Annotated in this window: 19 protein-coding genes; 8 read left to right on the top strand and 11 right to left on the bottom strand. The window is 70.1% G+C overall.

What is annotated here, in order from left to right; all coding sequences use genetic code 11:
- Positions 1-5 precede the first annotated feature (5 nt).
- Positions 6-1508, top strand: coding sequence for a CoA-acylating methylmalonate-semialdehyde dehydrogenase (gene mmsA, locus ACWDX6_RS21050; protein WP_451486410.1), 1503 nt, complete (start codon positions 6-8; stop codon positions 1506-1508).
- 65 nt (positions 1509-1573) lie between these two features.
- Entirely contained in the window at positions 1574-2182 is a 609-nt protein-coding gene (locus tag ACWDX6_RS21045) for a DUF4291 domain-containing protein (RefSeq protein ID WP_451486409.1), read from the top strand.
- A gap of 27 nt (positions 2183-2209) precedes the next feature.
- On the opposite strand, the gene ACWDX6_RS21040 is transcribed toward ACWDX6_RS21045, so the two are convergent.
- Positions 2210-3397, bottom strand: a complete 1188-nt coding sequence (locus ACWDX6_RS21040; RefSeq protein ID WP_451486408.1) for a S8 family peptidase — start codon at positions 3395-3397, stop codon at positions 2210-2212.
- A 131-nt stretch (positions 3398-3528) separates the two neighbouring features.
- Entirely contained in the window at positions 3529-3954 is a 426-nt protein-coding gene (locus ACWDX6_RS21035; RefSeq protein ID WP_451486407.1) for an N-acetyltransferase family protein, read from the bottom strand.
- Between the two features lie 136 nt (positions 3955-4090).
- On the opposite strand from ACWDX6_RS21035, the gene ACWDX6_RS21030 reads away from it, so the two are divergent.
- Positions 4091-6907: an alpha/beta fold hydrolase gene (locus tag ACWDX6_RS21030; RefSeq protein ID WP_451486406.1), complete on the top strand. Its 2817-nt coding sequence runs from the start codon at positions 4091-4093 to the stop codon at positions 6905-6907.
- Positions 6904-7770, top strand: a complete 867-nt coding sequence (locus ACWDX6_RS21025; RefSeq protein ID WP_451486405.1) for an ABC transporter permease — start codon at positions 6904-6906, stop codon at positions 7768-7770. Before ACWDX6_RS21030 ends, ACWDX6_RS21025 begins: the two co-directional genes overlap by 4 nt.
- A gap of 27 nt (positions 7771-7797) precedes the next feature.
- Here the strand turns inward: ACWDX6_RS21025 and ACWDX6_RS21020 are convergent, their stop codons facing one another.
- Positions 7798-8508 carry a DNA-binding response regulator gene (locus tag ACWDX6_RS21020; RefSeq protein WP_451486404.1) on the bottom strand — a complete coding sequence of 237 codons (711 nt, stop codon included), beginning with the start codon at positions 8506-8508 and terminating at the stop codon, positions 7798-7800.
- A gap of 127 nt (positions 8509-8635) precedes the next feature.
- On the opposite strand from ACWDX6_RS21020, the gene ACWDX6_RS21015 reads away from it, so the two are divergent.
- Positions 8636-9103 carry an anthrone oxygenase family protein gene (locus tag ACWDX6_RS21015; protein WP_451486403.1) on the top strand — a complete coding sequence of 156 codons (468 nt, stop codon included), beginning with the start codon at positions 8636-8638 and terminating at the stop codon, positions 9101-9103.
- Positions 9104-9201: 98 nt separating this feature from the next.
- On the opposite strand, the gene ACWDX6_RS21010 is transcribed toward ACWDX6_RS21015, so the two are convergent.
- Positions 9202-10404, bottom strand: coding sequence for an IS701 family transposase (locus ACWDX6_RS21010; protein ID WP_451486427.1), 1203 nt, complete (start codon positions 10402-10404; stop codon positions 9202-9204).
- Between the two features lie 702 nt (positions 10405-11106).
- Between ACWDX6_RS21010 and ACWDX6_RS21005 the strand changes: the two genes are divergently transcribed.
- Positions 11107-11517, top strand: a complete 411-nt coding sequence (locus ACWDX6_RS21005) for a FluC/FEX family fluoride channel (RefSeq protein WP_451486402.1) — start codon at positions 11107-11109, stop codon at positions 11515-11517.
- An 88-nt stretch (positions 11518-11605) separates the two neighbouring features.
- Positions 11606-11959, top strand: a complete 354-nt coding sequence (gene crcB, locus ACWDX6_RS21000) for a fluoride efflux transporter CrcB (protein WP_451486401.1) — start codon at positions 11606-11608, stop codon at positions 11957-11959.
- A gap of 24 nt (positions 11960-11983) precedes the next feature.
- Here crcB and ACWDX6_RS20995 read toward each other — a convergent pair whose 3' ends face one another.
- From ACWDX6_RS20995 to ACWDX6_RS20970, 6 genes are all read right to left on the bottom strand, one after another.
- Entirely contained in the window at positions 11984-12139 is a 156-nt protein-coding gene (locus ACWDX6_RS20995) for a hypothetical protein (protein ID WP_451486400.1), read from the bottom strand.
- A gap of 71 nt (positions 12140-12210) precedes the next feature.
- Positions 12211-12753 (bottom strand): hypothetical protein, encoded by a 543-nt coding sequence (locus tag ACWDX6_RS20990; protein ID WP_451486399.1) that lies wholly within the window; start codon positions 12751-12753, stop codon positions 12211-12213.
- Positions 12729-13151 (bottom strand): hypothetical protein, encoded by a 423-nt coding sequence (locus ACWDX6_RS20985; RefSeq protein WP_451486398.1) that lies wholly within the window; start codon positions 13149-13151, stop codon positions 12729-12731. Before ACWDX6_RS20985 ends, ACWDX6_RS20990 begins: the two co-directional genes overlap by 25 nt.
- Positions 13152-13469: 318 nt before the next feature.
- Positions 13470-14324 carry a hypothetical protein gene (locus ACWDX6_RS20980; protein ID WP_451486397.1) on the bottom strand — a complete coding sequence of 285 codons (855 nt, stop codon included), beginning with the start codon at positions 14322-14324 and terminating at the stop codon, positions 13470-13472.
- A 544-nt stretch (positions 14325-14868) separates the two neighbouring features.
- Entirely contained in the window at positions 14869-16704 is a 1836-nt protein-coding gene (locus ACWDX6_RS20975; protein ID WP_451486396.1) for a caspase, EACC1-associated type, read from the bottom strand.
- Positions 16705-16709: 5 nt separating this feature from the next.
- The gene (locus ACWDX6_RS20970) at positions 16710-17123 is read right to left on the bottom strand and encodes a hypothetical protein (RefSeq protein ID WP_451486395.1); all 414 of its coding nucleotides are present in this window, start codon (positions 17121-17123) and stop codon (positions 16710-16712) included.
- A gap of 241 nt (positions 17124-17364) precedes the next feature.
- On the opposite strand from ACWDX6_RS20970, the gene ACWDX6_RS20965 reads away from it, so the two are divergent.
- Positions 17365-17733, top strand: a complete 369-nt coding sequence (locus tag ACWDX6_RS20965; RefSeq protein WP_451486394.1) for a hypothetical protein — start codon at positions 17365-17367, stop codon at positions 17731-17733.
- 125 nt (positions 17734-17858) lie between these two features.
- Here ACWDX6_RS20965 and ACWDX6_RS20960 read toward each other — a convergent pair whose 3' ends face one another.
- A complete protein-coding gene (locus ACWDX6_RS20960; protein ID WP_451486393.1) occupies positions 17859-18566 on the bottom strand; it encodes a hypothetical protein in 708 nt (235 codons plus the stop codon).
- Positions 18567-18568: the final 2 nt, after the last annotated feature.

The following is an 18568-nucleotide window of genomic DNA, read 5'->3' as shown; positions in this document are numbered from 1 at the left end:
CCGTCATGACGAAGACCGTCAACCACTGGATCGGTGGCAAGACCGTCGAGGGCACGTCAGGCAACTGGGGCCCGGTCACCGACCCGGCCACCGGTGCCGTGACCACACGGGTGGCCCTCGCCTCCGTCGACGAGGTCGACGCGGCCGTCGCCGCCGCGAAGAACGCGTACCTGACCTGGGGCACGGCCTCGCTGGCGCAGCGCACGACAATCCTGTTCAAGTTCCGGGCGCTGCTCGACGCCAACCGCGACGCGATCGCCGAGCTGATCACCGCCGAGCACGGCAAGGTCCACTCCGACGCGCTGGGCGAGGTCGCCCGCGGTCTGGAGATCGTCGACCTGGCCTGCGGCATCACCACCCAGCTCAAGGGCGAGCTGTCCACCCAGGTGTCGAACCGGGTGGACGTCGCCGCGATCCGCCAGCCGGTCGGTGTCGTCGCCGGCATCACGCCGTTCAACTTCCCGGCCATGGTGCCGATGTGGATGTTCCCGATCGCCATCGCGTGCGGCAACACCTTCATCCTCAAGCCGAGCGAGAAGGACCCCTCCCCGTCGCTGAAGATCGCCGAACTGCTCGCCGAGGCGGGCCTGCCGGACGGGGTCTTCAACGTCGTCCACGGTGACAAGGTCGCCGTCGACCGTCTCCTGGAGCACCCGGACGTCTCGGCGATCTCCTTCGTCGGCTCGACCCCGATCGCCAAGTACATCCACGGCACCGCCTCCGCGGCCGGCAAGCGCGTCCAGGCACTCGGCGGGGCGAAGAACCACATGCTGGTCCTGCCGGACGCGGACCTGGACGCGGCCGCGGACGCGGCGGTCTCGGCGGCGTACGGCTCCGCGGGCGAGCGCTGCATGGCGATCTCCGCCGTCGTCGCGGTCGGCGCCATCGCCGACGAGCTGGTGGAGAAGATCCGCGAACGCGCCGAGAAGATCAAGATCGGCCCGGGGAACGACCCGGCGTCCGAGATGGGCCCGCTCATCACGGCCGTCCACCGCGACAAGGTCGCCTCCTATGTGAAGGGCGCGGCGGACGAGGGCTGCGAGGTCGTCCTGGACGGCACCGGCTACACCGTCGAGGGGTACGAGGACGGCCACTGGATCGGCCTCTCGCTCCTGGACAAGGTGCCGACCACCGCCAAGGCGTACCAGGACGAGATCTTCGGCCCGGTCCTCTGCGTGCTGCGCACCGACACGTACGAGGAGGGCGTCGCCCTCATCAACGCCTCCCCGTTCGGCAACGGCACCGCGATCTTCACCCGCGACGGCGGCGCGGCCCGCCGCTTCCAACTGGAGGTCGAGGCCGGCATGGTCGGCGTGAACGTGCCGATCCCGGTGCCGGTGGGCTACCACTCCTTCGGCGGCTGGAAGGACTCCCTCTTCGGCGACCACCACGTCTACGGCAACGACGGCGTGCACTTCTACACCCGCGGCAAGGTTGTCACCACCCGCTGGCCGGACCCCTCCGAGGCCCCGTCCGGCGTGGACCTCGGCTTCCCGCGCAACCACTGACGCACCCCGGCCCGACCGGAAAAACGACTGGCCCCCGGGGTGCGCGACCGCGCACCCTGGGGGCCATGTCCGTTCCACCGAAATATCAGATCCGCGCCAGCCACACCGACTCGACGGTGACCGTCTATCAGGCGTACGACCCGTCCATCGGCCTGCCCGCCGCGCGGGACGGGCGGTTCCCGGCCGCGTGGAAGCGGGAGCGGATGACATGGATCAAGCCGTCGTTCCTGTGGATGATGTACCGCTGCGGCTGGGGCCTGAAGGAGGGCCAGCAGACGGTCCTCGCCGTCGAGATCACCCGTGAGGGCTTCGAGTGGGCCCTGCGCCACGCGTGCCTTTCGCACTACGACCGGGGGTTGCACGCCGATCGGATGTCCTGGAAGCGGGAGTTGCGGCAGTCACCGGCTCGGGTCCAGTGGGATCCCGAGCGGGATCTGCGCCTCGCGGCGCTCCCGTACCGCTCGCTCCAGCTCGGCCTCGCGGGCGAGGCCTCACGGGCCTACGCGGACGAGTGGACCGTCGCCGTACGCGACGTCACCCCGCTCGCCCACCGGATCCACGCCCTCGTCCGCGCCGGCGAACTCGACGCCGCCCGCGCGGAACTGCCCGAGGAGCGTCCGTACCCGGCGGGTCCGGAGCTCCTCGGGCGGCTGGTCGCCTCGGTCGTGTCCTAGAAGACCGAGTTGCCGGACGGTCGTGTCCTAGAAGAGCGAGTGCAGCAGCTTGTTCGGGGAGCCCGTCCTCGGGTCCTGCACCTTGCCGCTCGTGGCGTTGTTCACCAGAGCGTCACGCACCTGCGCCGGGGTCGCCGTCGGGTGGTTCGCGAGGTAGAGCGCCGCGACGCCCGCCGTGTGCGGGGTGGCCATCGAGGTGCCCGAGATCGTGCTCGTCGCCGTGTCGTTGTCCTTCCACGCCGACGTGATGGAGACGCCCGGCGCGAACAGGTCGAGACAGGTGCCGTAGTTGGAGAAGGACGCGCGCTTGTCGGCGGAGTCCGTCGCGCCGACCGTGATCGCCTCGGGGACGCGGGCGGGGGAGTAGTTGCACGCGTTCGCGGGCCAGCCGAGGATGTTGCCGTTGCCGGCCGCCACCGCGTAGCTGACGCCGGAGGCGATGGAGCGCTTCACCGCGTCGTCGAGAGAGGTGTTCGCGCCGCCGCCCAGGCTCATGTTGGCGACCGCCGGCTTGACCGCGTTGGCCGTCACCCAGTCCACGCCCGCGATGACCCCGGCCGTCGTGCCGGACCCGGTGCAGTTCAGGACCCGTACCGCCACCAGCTTCGCGGCCTTGGCCACGCCGTACTTCGCGCCGCCGACCGTGCCCGCCACATGGGTGCCGTGGCCCTGGCAGTCCTGGCCGTTCTGGCCGTCGCCGATGGTGTCCGTGCCGACCCTGGCCCGGCCGCCGAACTCGCTGTGGGAGGTGCGGATCCCGGTGTCGATGATGTACGCGGTGACGTTCGACGCGCTCGTGCCGTACGTGTACGTCGTCGACAGCGGCAGGTTCCGCTGGTCGACCCGGTCCAGGCCCCAGGTGGCGCCGTTCTGCGTGTCGGCCATCCGAACGGTCGCGTTCTGCTCGACGTACGCCACCCGGGGGTCGGCGGCCAGGGACGCGGCCTCGGCCTTCGACATCGTGCCCGAGAAGCCCTTGAGGGCGGCGCGGTACTCGTGCTGCGGCGTGACGCCGAGATCGGCGGCCTTGGTGGAGCCGTCCTTGAGGACGACGATCCAGCTGTTCTCGACGGCCACCGAGGCCGGGGCGAGCCGGAGATCGCCCAGCGGAGCGGTGGGGGCGCCCTGCGCGGTGGGTGAGGCGACGAACTGGAGGCCGGCGGCGAGCGCGAGGACGGGGACGAGCGCTCCGACGCGGCGGGATATGGAGGTCATGTGGTGGGGCACCTGGACCTTTCGCAGGGGGATGAGGGCACGCGCGACACGCCCGGTACGGGGTACGGGGGTGCGTGACGCGTGGGTGTCCCACAGGGTCTCCCTGTTGTCATGCATCGCACAAGAGTGCGTCAGGTGCTGTTTTCGTCGAACTCCCAGGTCCGGATGGTGAAGACCCCGTCGTCCACCCCGCCCGCCGACCGGTAGGTCGCCAGCGCCGTGTCGTTGTCGGTGTCGACGCCCACCCACAGGTCGTAACAGCCGCGCCGTCGCGCCACCGCCACGAGCGCCTCGGTCAGCGCCCGCCCGACGCCCCGCCGCCGGTGCCCCTCGTCCACCGACAGCTCGTACAGGCACATCTCCGCCCCCTTGTCCGGGTGGAGCATCTCGACCCCGGAGACGAAGCCCGCCGGGAACCCGTCCTCCGTGTACGCGATCAACATCAGATGCCCGGGCGATGCGAGGAACCGCTCGGCCCACTCCTGCCGCGGCGGACCGTCGTAGAGGTGCTCCGCCGCGAGCAGCTCGGCCACCGTGGTCGCCTGCCGGATCTCCATGCTCAGCCCCCCGGTCGCCCGGGCGCGCATACCGCGCCTGGTGTACGGCGACGGTACTGCGTACGACTCGGGGAGGCCGCCGAATTCCGCCTGGGGACAGCCGTGCCGCACAGGATGCCCGCCTAGGCTCGGACGCATGAAGCTCCGACTTCCCCGGTGGGCCGCGATCACCGCGGCCCTCGCCGTGCTCGCGGGCGCCGGCACCTGGACCGCCGCCGCCTCCGACGAACCACCTCCCGTGGGCCGCGCGGACCAGGTGATCGACGTGCCCGGGGCACGCCTCGACACCTCGTACTTCACCGCCGGCTCTCCGTCCGCCCGCAGGCCGGCCGTCCTGCTCGGGCACGGCTTCGGCGGCTCCAAGGCCGACGTCCGCGCCCAGGCCGAGCGGCTCGCCCGGGACGGATACGCCGTCCTCACCTGGTCGGCGCGCGGATTCGGCGCCTCCACCGGGCAGATCGGGCTCAACGATCCCGACCACGAGGTCAAGGACGTCCAGAAGCTCGTCGACTGGCTCGCGCGACGGCCCGAGGTACGGCTCGACAAGGACGGCGATCCGCGCGTCGGCGTCACCGGCGCCTCCTACGGCGGAGCGATCGCACTGCTCGCCGCCGGGTACGACCAGCGGGTCGACGCGATCGCTCCACAGATCACGTACTGGAACCTCGCTGACGCGCTGTTCCCGCAGGGCGTCTTCAAGAAGCTCTGGGCCGGGATCTTTTTCACCTCGGGGGCGGCCGGCCCCTCGGGCCTGCCGGGGACGGGCACGGCGGGCGTGACGCCGGACGGGACGGCACCGGACGGGACGGCGCCGGGTGGTGCGGGGTCGGACGGTGCGGGGTCCTCCGAGGCCGGGGCCGGGTCCCCCGGGGGCGCGACCCCGGCTACCGCCACCCCCGCCACCGCTCTCGCGTCCGCGCAGCCCTCGGCCTGCGGGCGGTTCACCCCCGAGCTCTGCTCCCTCTACGAACGCGTCGCCGTCGCCGGGAAACCCGACGCGGCCGCCCGTACCCTCCTGGAAGCCCGCAGCCCCTCCGCCGTCGGCGACCGCATCAAGGTGCCCGCCCTGATCGTGCAGGGCCAGTCCGACTCGCTCTTCCCGCTCTCGCACGCCGACGCCATGGCGAAGACGATCGCCGCCAACGGCGCCCCCGTCGCCGTCGACTGGATCGCGGGCGGCCACGACGGCGGCAACCGCGAGACCGACCGCGTCGAGGCACGGATCGGTAACTGGTTCGACCGCTATCTGAAGGACGACAAGGGCGCCGACACGGGCCCGGCCTTCCGCGTCAGCCGCGCCGGAGGGGTCGACTCCACCGACGGCCAGGCGCTGCTGCGCGGAGCCGGCGCCGACGCCTACCCGGGGCTGTCGGCCGGTGCCACCTCCGTCCCGCTCGTCGCCGCCCGCCCGCGGACCTTCCACAATCCGGCCGGCGCCAACCCGCCCGCCATCTCCGCCGTTCCCGGCGTCGGCGGCGGACTCTCCCAGCTCTCCTCCCTCGGCGTCGGGCTGTCCCTCGACTTCCCCGGTCAGCACGCCCGGTTCGAGTCCGAACCCCGGTCCGCGCCGCTGCGGATCACCGGCGCGCCGACCGTCCGCGTCAAGGTCACCTCGGACAGCGCCGACGGCTCCGCCGTCCTGTTCGCCAAGGTGTACGACGTCGGGCCCGACGGACGTCAGCAGGTGCTGCCCGCCCAGCTCGTCGCCCCCGTCCGGATCGAGGGCGCCCGCCAGGGCAGGAGCGTGGAGCTGACCCTGCCCGCGATCGACCACGAGGTCGAGGCCGGGCACCGGCTGCGGCTGGTGCTCTCCGCCACCGACCTCGGCTACGCCTCCCCGGCCACCCCCGCCGCCTACACGGTCGCCGTCGAGAGCGCGCTGACCGTGCCGACCGCGCCCGCCGTGGCCACCCAGGCGACCGGAATGCCCTGGTGGGTGTGGGGCCTGCCGCTGATCGGTCTCGTGACCGCCGCCGGCCTGCTGCTCACCTCCCGCCGCCGGGTCGCTGCGCCCGCCCCGGACCCCGAACTCGCCGCCGTACCGCTGCAGATCACCGGGCTGACGAAGAAGTACGCCAGATCCGCCGACCGGTACGCCGTACGGGATCTGTCCTTCCGGGTCGAACAGGGCCAGGTCCTCGGTCTCCTCGGGCCCAACGGCGCCGGGAAGACCACCACCCTGCGCATGCTGATGGGCCTGATCACCCCCGACGACGGCGAGATCCGGGTCTTCGGGCAGGCGATCCGGCCGGGCGCCCCGGTCCTCTCCCGGGTCGGCGCCTTCGTGGAGGGTGCGGGCTTCCTGCCGCATCTGTCCGGCCGGGACAACCTGGAGCTGTACTGGAAGGCCACCGGCCGGCCCGCCGAGGACGCGCACATCGAGGACGCCCTGCGGATCGCCGGCCTCGGTGACGCGCTCGCCCGGGCCGTACGGACGTACTCCCAGGGCATGCGTCAGCGGCTCGCCATCGCCCAGGCCATGCTCGGACTGCCGGACCTGCTGATCCTGGACGAGCCGACCAACGGACTCGACCCACCGCAGATCCGCGAGATGCGCGACGTGATGATCCGGTACGCGGCCGGGGGCCGGACCGTCATCGTCTCCAGCCACCTCCTCTCGGAGGTGGAGCAGTCCTGCACCCATCTCGTGGTCATGGACCGCGGGCGGCTGGTGCAGGCGGGACCGGTCGCCGAGATCACCGGCGAGGGCTCCGCCCTCCTGGTCACCCTGGGCGGGCCGGTCTCGGACCCGCTGGTCGACAAGGTCGCCGCACTGCCCGGGATCGCCTCGGTGGTCCGGGCCGACGACGGGCTCCTTGTCCGGCTGGACGGCGCGACCCCCACCGCCCTGATCGGCGAACTCGTGCGCCTGGACGTGCCCGTGACCGGTGTGGGGCCGCACCGGCGCCTTGAGGACGCGTTCCTGACCCTGATCGGAGGAGGATCCGCATGAGCACGACCGCGGAACTGGTGGAGACCGCGCCCGGCTACCGGGCGCGGCACACCCTGCCGCTGCGCGTCGAGGCCGTACGGCAGCTCAAGCGGCGCCGCACCCTGGTCATGGGCGTGGTGCTGGCGGCCCTGCCGTTCGTCCTGATCGCCGCCTTCGCGATCGGCGGCGGCCCGGACGGCAACGGCAACAACCGGATCACCCTGATGGACACGGCGACGGCGTCCGCCGCGAACTTCGCGGCGACGTGCCTCTTCGTCTCGGCGGGCTTCCTCCTCGTCATCCCCGTGGCGCTGTTCTGCGGGGACACGGTGGCCTCCGAGGCCGGCTGGTCCTCGCTGCGCTATCTCCTCGCCGCTCCCGTGCCCCGGGCCCGGCTGCTGTGGTCCAAGCTCACCGTGGCCCTCGGGTTCAGCGCGGCCGCGATGGTGCTGCTGCCCCTGGTCGCCCTCGCCGCGGGCACGGTCGCCTACGGCTGGGGCCCGCTGCGGCTCCCCACCGGCGGTTCGCTGCCGGCGGCGGAGACCCTGCCCCGGCTCGCTCTCGCCGTCGCCTTCGTCTTTGTCTCCCAACTGGTCACGGCGGGCCTCGCCTTCTGGCTCTCCACCCGCACCGACGCCCCGCTCGGCGCGGTCGGGGGCGCGGTCGGCCTGACGATCATCGGCAACGTCCTGGACGCGGTGACGGCGCTCGGCTCCTGGCGCGACTTCCTCCCGGCCCACTGGCAGTTCGCCTGGGCGGACGCCCTCCAGCCCCAGCTGGAATGGTCCGGCATGGCGAAGGGCGCGGCGGTCTCGGTGACGTACGCCCTGATCCTCTTCGCCCTCGCCTTCCGAGGCTTCTCCCGCAAGGACATCGTGTCCTAGTTCCGCTCCGGAGAGCCCCCCGACCTGTCACAGCCACCCCCGTCGAGCCGCTTCCGCGCCCGCGCGGAAGCGGCTCGACGTGCCCAGGGCGTGCATCAGCTCGCCGACCCGGCGGCTGTATGTGCGGGACGACATGCCGAGGCGGGCCGCGGCCGCCTCGTCCGTGAGGCCGGAGAGGAGGGCGTCGAGGACCGGGCGGAGCTGCGGGGGCAGTTCGCGCGGTGGCGCGCCGGCGCCGGCCAGTTCCTCGCCCGTTTCCCAACTCGTGTGATGGGCGCGGACCAGGGCCTGGACGACGACCGGGTCCCGGATCAGGAGCAGGCCGTTGTAGAGCAGCTCCAGATCGAGCGGGACGGCCGCGACCGTACGGTCGACGAGGATCATCTTGAAGGGGATCGCGTCCGTCAGCCGGGCCCGACCGGGGACGTCGACCGTGCCCGCCACCTGAGGGAGTGCGTGGCGGGGCACGATCCGTCTGACCTCGCAGGCCCGCTCCGTCGCGGCCCGCATACACGCTCCCGCCAGCTCCAGGAACGGCTCGGGGATCGCCCGGCCCGCGGAGGCGGCCGGGTCGTCGAAGGTCAGCAACTCGTGCCGCGTCGAGGCCGCGAGGCCGGCCAACACCGCGCTGATCCGGCGCATTCCGCGCACCGGCCGTCCCGCCGGCCGCTGCGCCTCCGGCGCGGCACGGCTCATCGCCGCCCGGGCGAGCATCACGGAGCCCGCAGTCTCTGACACCGCTGACCACCCCCGCCCGATCGGTGTGCCACTCCATGTACGCATGTGACTGCGCACGGTGACAACCCCTGTTGAAAAGGATGGCGAGTCCATGCCACGGTGGTCTGGGCCCCGCCATGATGGGCCCATGGCCACCCTGTTGCTCGCTCTCGCCGTCGCCTCCACCGGTCTCTACGCCGGTTTCATGCTGATCTTCCTCACCGGGATCATGCCCGCGCTCGCCCGGCTCGACGACGCGGATTTCGTCACCGCCATGCGCCGGATCAACCAGTACGTTCCCCGGGCGGTGTTCCTGATCGTCTTCCTGGGCGTCGTGGCCTTTCCCGCCGCCGCGTTCCTCGTGCCCGTCGACGGGCGTACGGACACGCAGAAGTGGCTGGTGCTCGCCGGGTCGGTCTGCGCCGTCCTCAACCATCTGGTCACCATCGGCGGCAACATCCCGCTGAACACGGCGTTGGCGGCCTCCGAGAGCACGGGCGAGACCCCGGCGGCGGTACGGGCGGCCTTCGAGAAGCGGTGGAACGGCTTCCATCTGATCCGTACGGTGCTGATCACCGCCGCGTTCGGGCTGCTGATCGCCGGGGCCCTGGCCTGAACCGGGGGAGCGGGTCACCGATGTGAGCCGGGGCGGGCCACTCAGGGGGGAGCGGCACCGGCTCGGCCTTCTCCCCCGTGGGCGGCCCGCCCGCCGGATCAGCCCGCGGAGCGCCCCGACCGGTACACCGCGTCCCAGTCCGTCGCGAGGACGGTCGCCGCGTGGGCGGCCGACGCCAGGGTGATGTGACGGTGCCAGCCGCGGAAGGAACGGCCCACGAAGTCCCGCAGCCCCGCGCCCTCCCCGACCTGGGTGAAGTCGCGCTCCACCCGCCGCGTCAGCTTGGTCAGGCGCAGCAGCGTGCCGACCGTCGACCCCGTCAGATCCGTGATCCAGATCCGGCTCACCGGCTGCCGCGGGTCGTCCCACTCGCCCAGCAGCAGCAACGGCCGCGCCCGCTCACCGGGCGGCGCCGGCAGCGCCACCCGTACGACCGTCGCGAGCGAGGTGCGCGACGTCCGGGAGGGCGCCGCGGTGTCCAGCCAGCCCACCGGCCGGCGCAGGCCCTTGAGCGATTCGAGGATCTGCTGCGCCGGCAGCGGTCCGGCGCCGAAGCCGGGCATGGCCCGGTCCGCGACCGACAGCCTGCAGGAGGCGCCGATCCGGGCGATCACCGGCACCCGGGCCGCGGCCAGCCGGTTCAGCGCCGTCCGCGCCGTCCCGCCGCGGAGGTCGATCAGCAGCGGCTTGCGGATGACGTCCCGCCAGCGCGCGGTGTCGAGCGCCGCCGCGACCGCACACTCCTCGAGCGTCTCCTCGCCCGCCCCCTCCGGAACGTCCGCGCGGTCGCGCCGCGTCCGGTCCTTGACCCAGAGATCGGGCAGGAAGAGGCGCCAGTTGACCGGCACGCTCAGCTCCTCGGAGGCGAACCACACCCCGAACGCCTGCTGCCCCTGGACGACCTGCCCCCGCTCCGGGTCGAACCTGCGGTCCACGCCCACCGAGTGCTCCCCGGCCTTCGGTATCGGCATCGACCGGACCACCCACGCCTGCGGGCAGCTGTTCCGCTCCAGGACCCCGGCGAGCGCGGACCGCATCGGCCGCCAGTCCCAGGTGGAGCTGGAGATGAAATGGTGCAGACTCTGCTCGGCGGCGGGGCCACCGATCTGTGCGGCGATGTTACGGATCGACTTGCGGCCCTGTGCGGTCAGCAGCCCCCGAAGGTACTGCTCCGCCTTCAGGCGCTGATCGCGCCGGGGAAACCCCGAGAAGAGCGTGGCGCAGAGCTCGTCGTAGACATCGTCGGTCACCACGTTCCGGTACGGCGCCGGCTGCGGCCCCTGCTCGGTGCGGTGCTGGATCCCCAGTGATTCGAGAACGGTCCTGCGCTTGGTTGCGACGGAAGTACTCACGACACTCCTGCCCGACGGTTTCGCAGCTCCCTCCAGCTGCCCCTCCACCGTCGCCCCTCGGGTGCCTCGCGGACGAGGTGTACCCGGCACCCCTCTGGGCCGCCGGATGGTGGCCGGACCACCAGGGGCGGGGCTCGGCCGCGAACGTGTCACCCGGAAGTCTGTTCACCGTCCGGCGCGGAACCGATCTGACAGACTCCGCACGTCCGCTTTGACGCGGGTGCGGGACGGGCCGACCATCGCAGGACGAGGCGGCACGGGCCGGTCCCTGGTTAATGCCCCAGGCCAGGGGGCCGCGCCTGTCCGCCTCGCTCAGTCGGCGTCCCGCGCCGCCCCGGATGGACGGGGGTGTTGTGGACGTACGGAGAAACCCCCGTACCGCGTCTGGGAGTTCTTGCCCCGATACATCGAGGGCGAAGTCCGCGAGGCTGGACGGCTCCGCCACCCGGCGCCCAGGCTCGTGATGCTCGGCCCCCACCGCCCCGAACTGGGCTCGCACCTCTTCGCCCCCGGCGGCTGCGACGCGCACAATCCGGGCACCGCCTGCGTCTTCACCGGCGATCTGTACGGCGGGGACTTCCCCCGGCTCGACCATGACGACGCGGGCCGGGCGGCCGCGCTGCTGGACTCCTGGCCGATTAGCCTGGCGGGATGGGATTCCGCGGGCAGCTGCCGGCCGTCGCGGCCGTGGCGGCCGGTGGCGCCCTCGGCGCGGCCGCGCGCTATGCCGCGGTGCTTGCCTGGCCCACCCCGCCGGGCGCCTTCCCCTGGACGATCCTCACCGTCAACGCGGCCGGCTGCGCGGCGATCGGCGTCCTGATGGTCCTGGTCACCGAGGTCGCCGCCACACACCACCGGCTGCTGCGGCCCTTCCTCGGTACGGGGGTGCTCGGCGGCTTCACCACCTTCTCCACGTACGCGCTCGACACGCACTCCCTGCTGACCGCCGGGGACGCGCCCCGGGGCATCCTCTATCTGGGAGCGACGGTGGTCGTGGCCCTGGCCGCCGTCCGGGTCGCGACCACGGCGACCCGTGGCGCTCTGGCGAGGAGAACGCGATGACGAGACTGGCGGGCAGGGCCCTGCACGAGGGCCTGGTGATCCTCGACGACTGCGAGGTCATCCGCTACGCGGGCCGGGAGCGGCCGGGGTGAACTGGCTCCTGGTGATCGCCGGGGCGGCTGTCGGCGCACCCCTGCGCTATCTCACCGACCGCGCGGTCCAGTCCCGCCACGACTCCCTCTTCCCCTGGGGCACCTTCACGGTGAACGTGGCCGGCTCCCTCGTCCTGGGCCTGCTCACCGGCGTCTCCTCCGCCCAGACCCACCTGCTCCTCGGCACGGGCCTGTGCGGGGCGCTGACGACGTACTCCACGTTCTCGTACGAGACGCTGAAGCTGTACGAGAGCGGTGCCCGCGGCTACGCCCTGGCGAACGTCGCGGGGAGCGTGGCCGCCGGTCTGGCGGCCGTCTGGCTGGGAGCCGGAACGGCCGCGCTCCTGTAGGTCTTTCCTCGGCCTCCTGGCTGCTCAGCCGAGCGATCCCAAGGGAACGGAGAACAGCACCCGTTCCGGCACGACCTTGTCCTGCCAGCCGCTCACGCGCGGATCGACCCAGTTCGCGCCGGCGTCGGCGGCCCATTCGGTCTGGCTCCGGACCGTCTTCGTGCTCCACCACAGCGACATGCCCTGTGAATGCTTGGCCCAGCACGCCGTCGGCGCGTCCGTGCCGGTGCACGTCGTGGCGGAGGCGCCGTTCAGATCCTGCCGCCACGGCACACCGTGCTGTCCGGCGCCGCCGCGCGCCTTGGGCACGTACCAGCGGCGGACACCGGTGGTGGGGTCCTGTACGAGAGTGCTCCCTGGACGCCGACGACCTTCGTCCGGTACGCCTCGGCGGCCCGCACCAGGCCGGAGGAGTCCGCGGCCAGCGGCATGCCGCTCTCCGAGGGCGCGGCGAGGCCGTAGCGGAACAGCCGCGCGGGCTGGGTGCCACCGGAGGAGAACCACTCGTTGGCCACGATGCTGTCCGGGGTCGTGCTGCGGTCCACGGAGACCGAGGCGAAGCAGGGGACGCCGGCGCTGTCGGCAGCAGAGCACTTGGCGCTCAGGCCGTACGACCCGATCGCGGGCATGACGGACTGATAGCCGTGGGCCGAATAACCTCCGCTGACGCGGCCGATGGCATCGCCGCTCACGGTCGCCTGCAGGATGTGCTTCATCGAGAAGACGAACATCGCGTTGTTGCTGTGGTCGCCGTTGGACGCCGTGACGATCAGTTTGTCGCCGTACCACGCCATGCCGTGATGCCCTGAGGAAGCCATCGCTGCGTGTAGGCGTCGCCCTCGGCCCAGCAGTACGCGGAGGCCGCCGTGGGCGCCTTCGGAAGCGCCGCCGTCTCGGCGGCGTGGCACGCGGGGTCGCTGCTCGGGGTTCTCATCCGGTGGTTCGCGCTGCGCAGCACGGTGTCCACGCCCACGTTCGGCAGCCGCGCGTCGAGTTCGGCGACGGTGCTCGCGGACACCCGGCGTTCGGCCAGCTCCAGCTTCGACAGCTCCGCCGCCGACGTCACGGCCGTGAGAGCGCCCGGATCGGCCTCCACCGCCCCGGCACCCGAGGGCGCCAGCAGCACGACGACGATGCCGGCGACGACGGCGAGCCGACCGCGCCGGCGGGTCGATCGGTGAGGTCTCCGCACGGTCGGGGCCGCCTTGTCGGTCGGAGCGGGGAGGACCCGGGCCGTCCATACGAGACGGCACGCATTGTCAAAGATCACGGGACCGGCCGGCTGCCCCACTTTGCGCCCTGGCCGGCAAAAAAGACCCTCCCGAAGGGAGGGTCTTGATAAAAGCGCCCCCGGCAGGACTCGAACCTGCGGCCAAGTGCTTAGAAGGCACTGGGTGGGTGGGGGAGTGGGGTAGCTCTGACCTGCACGAATGCGCCCAAGGGCCCGCCATTCCCCGGAACTTCGGGTGATTTCGGGACGGCGAAGAAGCGGCGGCCCTGGACGTCGGCGTCATTTGCCTGGCACAAGCTCCAAGAGGCGACCCACGCGGTGCCAGCCGCCGACCAGGATGGCTGCCAGTACAGAGCACCCGACGATGAGCCAGGGGCGCAGGTCGTCGTTCACTCCCAATGCGGGGAGTGTCGGAGAGGCCCCGATTGCTGCCGTCATGGCAGCGATGATGACCAAAGCCACGTGCGCGGACTCCCGCAGCGCGGTGCGCGTCGCGGACGCGGGGGTGACCCCTGAGAGGGCCGCTTCTGGCAGCAGGGCTCCGATGCGGCCCTCTGCAGAGCGTTCCGCGATCGTGGCCAGCATCGCCCCGAGCTGTGGTAGCGCGCTATCCGGCTCTGCGTCGATCTTCAGGGCCTCGGCTCGCAGGGCTCCGGCAACTAGCGCCGCGTGTGAGCGCGCAGCCGCACGCCTGACTGATCTGCGAGGGATCGTCCCGGCATGACGATGAGCGCGAAGGATGGCATCCTCTGCCGCCCTGAGTCCCCAATCGAGATCCCGAAGCTGCGAAGCACGGTCTCCTGGTGGCTGTCTGTACGCCGCCGCGCAAAGGTTGAGGGCATCCAAGGTCCGCATCGTCGCTTGGTGGCGGAAGATGGCTCCTTGTGCCATCCGGCGTTCCATCAGCCACCACACTGGCACTACCAGAGGCGTGGACACTACGACCACGAAGACGAGGCTGCCCCAGCCGTGGGCGGGCTGGTTCGCGACTTCAGGGCGGAGCTGCCACAGAACGTACTTCATCGCCCGTGCAGTCGAGTCGGCTCCAGCGGACTGGGCCAAGTTGTGGAGAAGGATCACCGATGGCTTGATCATCTTCAAGCCCATCAACGCGGCGAAGAGAGCCACGCCCATCGATCTGTATGGTGCTGTCTCGAGAGTCATCCGTGTGTTCCGTAATGCCCTGCGGGTGTGCGGGAAGGACCTTTCCGCCACGCGAAGCGTTTGAAGCGAGGCCCTGAAGTCGCGTACCCGAGTGCGGATCACCCGCTGGTTGACACGGAGACGCCAGGACTTGATCTTCGATCGCGCTTGTGAGACATGCGGAGATATCTGTGCTGGGGTCGTGCGTAGCCAGGCTCAAAGCATCCCTCTCTCGGTACCGATGGACTGATGGTGCCCGGGACGCGCGACTGCTGTGTCTCCTCTAGAAAAGGATCTGCGGCTGGGCTGGGCACGGATGCTGGCAACTGAGGCGGAGTCGGGGCTGGATGAAGGCCGGCCATGCTGTGTCGGGACCCTAGCCGCACCCCCGTAGTCGGGCAGAGCGACAGCGATCCACTCTGCCCGCCCTGGGCGCTCTGACAGGAAGCAGTCCTTCTGCGCAGGGTGACGCGCCGGCGCGGACGCATTCGACCGTGATTCGGCATCGCATCTTTGTGGAGGCAGCCTGGCGCACTCATATGGGTAGAGCGTGTACATCACCTTGGGAGCTCGTGACGTACATGACGCCATCGCTGATCGCGGGGGAGCCGTGGGGGTCCGGACTCACAAGAAGGTCTTGCGATCGGACCTTTCGGCCTGTTGGGAGCTTCCAGCTGGCCAAATTCGCGGCGCGGTCCGCCGTGAACAAGGTGTCACCCGCAACGAGCGGTTGGTGGAGGAGAAGGCCCTCAGTCTTCTTCTCCTTAGCCCATAGGCGGGCTCCAGTCCTCGTGTCGAGAGCTACGAGCCGTCTGTCTGTGTCGCCGAAGATCAATGTCCCATCTGCGACGACCGGCGCCGAGGCGAGACGGGCCTTTGTGTCGAACGACCAAAGAAGTTGTCCGCTCTCAGGGTTCACCGCCACAATCCTCTGGTGTGCTGAGGGACCGTTCGGCTGCACGACCGCATATACGCCTTGGTCCGTTACCGCCCAACCCGGGGACAGAGGAGCGTCGGTCCTGTACGACCAGACCTCACGTCCCTTGGCGACGGCCACTATGCGATCTGCACCAGGGCCTGTTGTGGCGCCCGACGCCTGAGATTCCCTGGCCATGAACAACACGTATCCGGCGGCGGCCTGGGGTCTGGAGACGATAGTGAGCTTGTTTGTGGGAAGAGACCAAAGGGGCCTGAGGTTCGACGGATCGAAGGCGTGCAAGCTGCCATCCTGAGCTGGCGCGTACAGCACATCATTCGAAACGCTCAGCAATCCGTCGCGGACCAGTACCGGATGAGACGCGCGGGGCTTTCCGGTCCGCAGGTCGACCGCATATAGACGGCCGTCTTTGCCGGGGAAGTAGGCGGTGTCCCCATGAAGGGCAGGGCTGCCGGGGTACCGCATCTGGATCAGACCAGACCGCTGCCGAGACTCGAGGTCGATCACATGCAGCCTGTATGCCTCATGTACCACCAATAGACCGTCGGACAGGATGGGCTGCCGAGCGGGACGGGAGGCAGCACGGGTTTGCCAGGGCTTGGGCTTGTGCCGCGCCCGGGGCCCAGCGGACCTGCGGCTCTGGCTATCCGCGCGGTCTGGGGACCGCTGCTTCCGCTTCTTCCGAACCTTGGCCAGTGCGATGTCGTACTGCATCTCGCCACCCATACGAGGGTTTTGCGCGGCCCCCTCCTGGTGAAGACGCTCACAGGCATACCGATAGAGCTCCTGGAGAGTGACGAAACCGTCGCCATTGAGATCAGCGGCACCACTGGAAATGCCTTCGATGAGCATCCCTGTGAAAAGGGACGGTGCGGGCGTACCAGCATCAGGGTGATGCCCTTCCCAAGCCCTCTGCGACCTGGTGCCAGCAGTGATGACGACGCGACCGTGGCCGGCCAGCGCCTCCTCGAATCTCGCCGATTCGTCGCTCTTCGCCCCTGGAAGAAAGAGGCCGCTGTAGCAGCAGTCGAGGATCACGACGATGCTCCGTGCGCGGCATTCTTCGATGGCATCGTGGATGTACGACGCAGGGATTGTCGTATAGGCGGGTCGCTTGGGATCCGTTTGACGGATGGCGAAATGCAGCTTGTCGTTACGGTTCAAGATCCCGTGACAAGAAAGGTACAGGAGGCGCACGTCGTCGCCCCAAGCGGTGAGGAAGAACTCGTAAATCGCCCGCTCCAGCGTGGAGCGGTCGGCATCGATAAGTGTTTGGACCTCGAACGCGCCGATCTCGGGATCACGTAGGAGTGTGTCCAAGCGAGTGCAGTCCACTTCAGGTGAACGGAGTGCTGGCAGGTCCGGATGGTCGTATGTCCCCGTCCCGATGAGCAGGGCACCACGGTTTCCTTTGCCGAACGACTGTGTGGTCATATTTGTCAGGTCTGCTCGGTGGAACGTTCTTCGGTCTGGCGCTCGGCTGGGACCTCGCGGTTAGCGAGGAACTGGTCGATCAAACGTTCCCGCTCAGCAGTCGAGGCGTCACTCAACTCGATCACGCGGCCTTCCAACTCCACCTTGATGCCGCGCACAGGCCTGTTCTTCAGCCAGGTGTCGGCGAGGAGGAGAGCTTGACGCAGGGCAAAGGACGCGGCCGTGACGACAACCGACCCGGCGGCGATCAGCTCGCCGCTCTTGGCCCCGTTCGAGATACCTCCTGCGGAACGCCCCGACCGTACGTCCACTACATCCAGCTCTTCGAGAGCACGGCGCAACTGGCTCCCAAGACGTAGCAGCTCGTCATCGTCAGAGTCGGCAAGCCCCAGAAGTTCCAACCGTACGATCTTGTGCATAGTCCCACCCCACTGTCAGCGCTCTGTGCGCTCGACATTTTACGGAGAGAGTTGGCTGGGCTGGGACGAACGTCGGGACTGGGGCGACAGCCTTCTCCTGGTAGGCACCCGGAGGCCGATCGGCATTTGAGGTTGTCGGGGCGCCACCCATCAGTTGAAGGACCCGCACCGTCCCCGTCCCCCCGCTCTCGTCGCGAGCCTTCGGGGCCTGATCGCGCGCGATCAGCTGAAGCCCGGCGACTTGCTCTTCCCCGGAGAGAAGGGCGGCCTCCTGGCCGGCTCGGTCTACCGGCGCATCTGGGCCAAGGCCCGCGAGGCCGTCCTGCCGGAGCACGAGTACAACTCGCCCGTCGGCAAGCGGGTGTACGACCTCCGGCACACCTGCCTGACCACCTGGCTCAACAACGGCATCCCGCTCGCCCAGGTCGCCGAATGGGCTGGCAACAGCGTCCCGGTTCTGCTCTCCACCTACGCCCGCTGCATCACCGGCCAGATCGCCGAACTCCAGCAGCGCATCGAAGGACCTCAGACTCTCCCGATCATGCTGCTGCCTTCAGGCTCGGTTTCTGGGCGTCGCGCACTCCCTCGAGCACAGGGCTTCGTTCGCTGAGAGCAACACGGAACACCTTGAGGCTGTTGGGCTGAGTACTTGGTGATGGATGTGGCCCGTAGCCGCCGGAGACGGCATAGGCGAGACGGCGCGGGCCAGTGCCATTCACTTTCCCCGCTAGGGCTTCACTGAGCCTGCTGCCTCAGCTCTTTGAGGCGAGAGCGCATCTCCTTGCGTACGGTGCTTCGTTGCTGTGGATCGTGGAGGAGATCCTGACGCCGACGACCGTCCGGACCGGCCTCGCGGAGCCACGCCACGCATTCTGCCGTGGCGTCGAGAGGTTTCACCTCGTCGTCCTCGCGCTCGGTGCACCACTCCTCGATCAGGTCGGCCTCCTCATAGACGCCAACGTTGGCTTCCTGGAACTGGAAGGTGGGGACGAGGACACGGCTGAAGTGCTTGACCCGTCGTTGCAGCAGCAGGTTGATGCCGAAGTGGCTCAGGCAGGCGATCCTGGTACCGGCCTCCAGCTGCGTTGGCGAGACGTGGTAGCACTTGTCAAAGAACGCGGCACACGGCTGTGCGCGGCCGTGTGCCCGCGGGTACGGCTCAGGGAGGAACATGCGGTTGAAGCTGCCGTTCCACTGCGCCCCCTGGACGGTAGTGACCTCAGCCACTGTCAGGCGGTGCGTGAGGTTGACACCGTCGGTCCGCAGCGAGCACGGATGGTCCAGGATCATGGCGGTGATCAGCCGTGTGGTGCCGTCCGCGTCGGATATCGACACGCCTTCAAAGACGTCCCCGGTGAGGACAGGGCGCGCGGTGACGATGTCGTCGCCGCACGCGTAGTACAGGTCGGCCGGGTCCGTTGGCCGCTCCATTTCCTGCGCCACTC

The sequence above is a fragment of the Streptomyces sp. NPDC003027 genome (genome assembly GCF_053591435.1).
The sequence above is the reverse complement of the archived record's forward strand: the minus strand, read 5'-3'. Positions and strand labels throughout refer to the sequence as shown.

Excerpts from the sequence above, each read along its gene's own strand:
- mmsA (WP_451486410.1), top strand. The coding sequence starts at position 6 with ATGACGAAGACCGTCAACCACTGGATCGGTGGCAAGACCGTCGAGGGC.
- ACWDX6_RS21045 (WP_451486409.1), top strand. The coding sequence starts at position 1,574 with ATGTCCGTTCCACCGAAATATCAGATCCGCGCCAGCCACACCGACTCG.
- ACWDX6_RS21040 (WP_451486408.1), bottom strand. The coding sequence starts at position 3,397 with ATGACCTCCATATCCCGCCGCGTCGGAGCGCTCGTCCCCGTCCTCGCG.
- ACWDX6_RS21035 (WP_451486407.1), bottom strand. The coding sequence starts at position 3,954 with ATGGAGATCCGGCAGGCGACCACGGTGGCCGAGCTGCTCGCGGCGGAG.
- ACWDX6_RS21030 (WP_451486406.1), top strand. The coding sequence starts at position 4,091 with ATGAAGCTCCGACTTCCCCGGTGGGCCGCGATCACCGCGGCCCTCGCC.
- ACWDX6_RS21025 (WP_451486405.1), top strand. The coding sequence starts at position 6,904 with ATGAGCACGACCGCGGAACTGGTGGAGACCGCGCCCGGCTACCGGGCG.
- ACWDX6_RS21015 (WP_451486403.1), top strand. The coding sequence starts at position 8,636 with ATGGCCACCCTGTTGCTCGCTCTCGCCGTCGCCTCCACCGGTCTCTAC.
- ACWDX6_RS21005 (WP_451486402.1), top strand. The coding sequence starts at position 11,107 with ATGGGATTCCGCGGGCAGCTGCCGGCCGTCGCGGCCGTGGCGGCCGGT.
- ACWDX6_RS20995 (WP_451486400.1), bottom strand. The coding sequence starts at position 12,139 with ATGTCGCTGTGGTGGAGCACGAAGACGGTCCGGAGCCAGACCGAATGG.
- ACWDX6_RS20990 (WP_451486399.1), bottom strand. The coding sequence starts at position 12,753 with ATGGCGTGGTACGGCGACAAACTGATCGTCACGGCGTCCAACGGCGAC.
- ACWDX6_RS20980 (WP_451486397.1), bottom strand. The coding sequence starts at position 14,324 with ATGGGCGTGGCTCTCTTCGCCGCGTTGATGGGCTTGAAGATGATCAAG.
- ACWDX6_RS20975 (WP_451486396.1), bottom strand. The coding sequence starts at position 16,704 with ATGACCACACAGTCGTTCGGCAAAGGAAACCGTGGTGCCCTGCTCATC.
- ACWDX6_RS20970 (WP_451486395.1), bottom strand. The coding sequence starts at position 17,123 with ATGCACAAGATCGTACGGTTGGAACTTCTGGGGCTTGCCGACTCTGAC.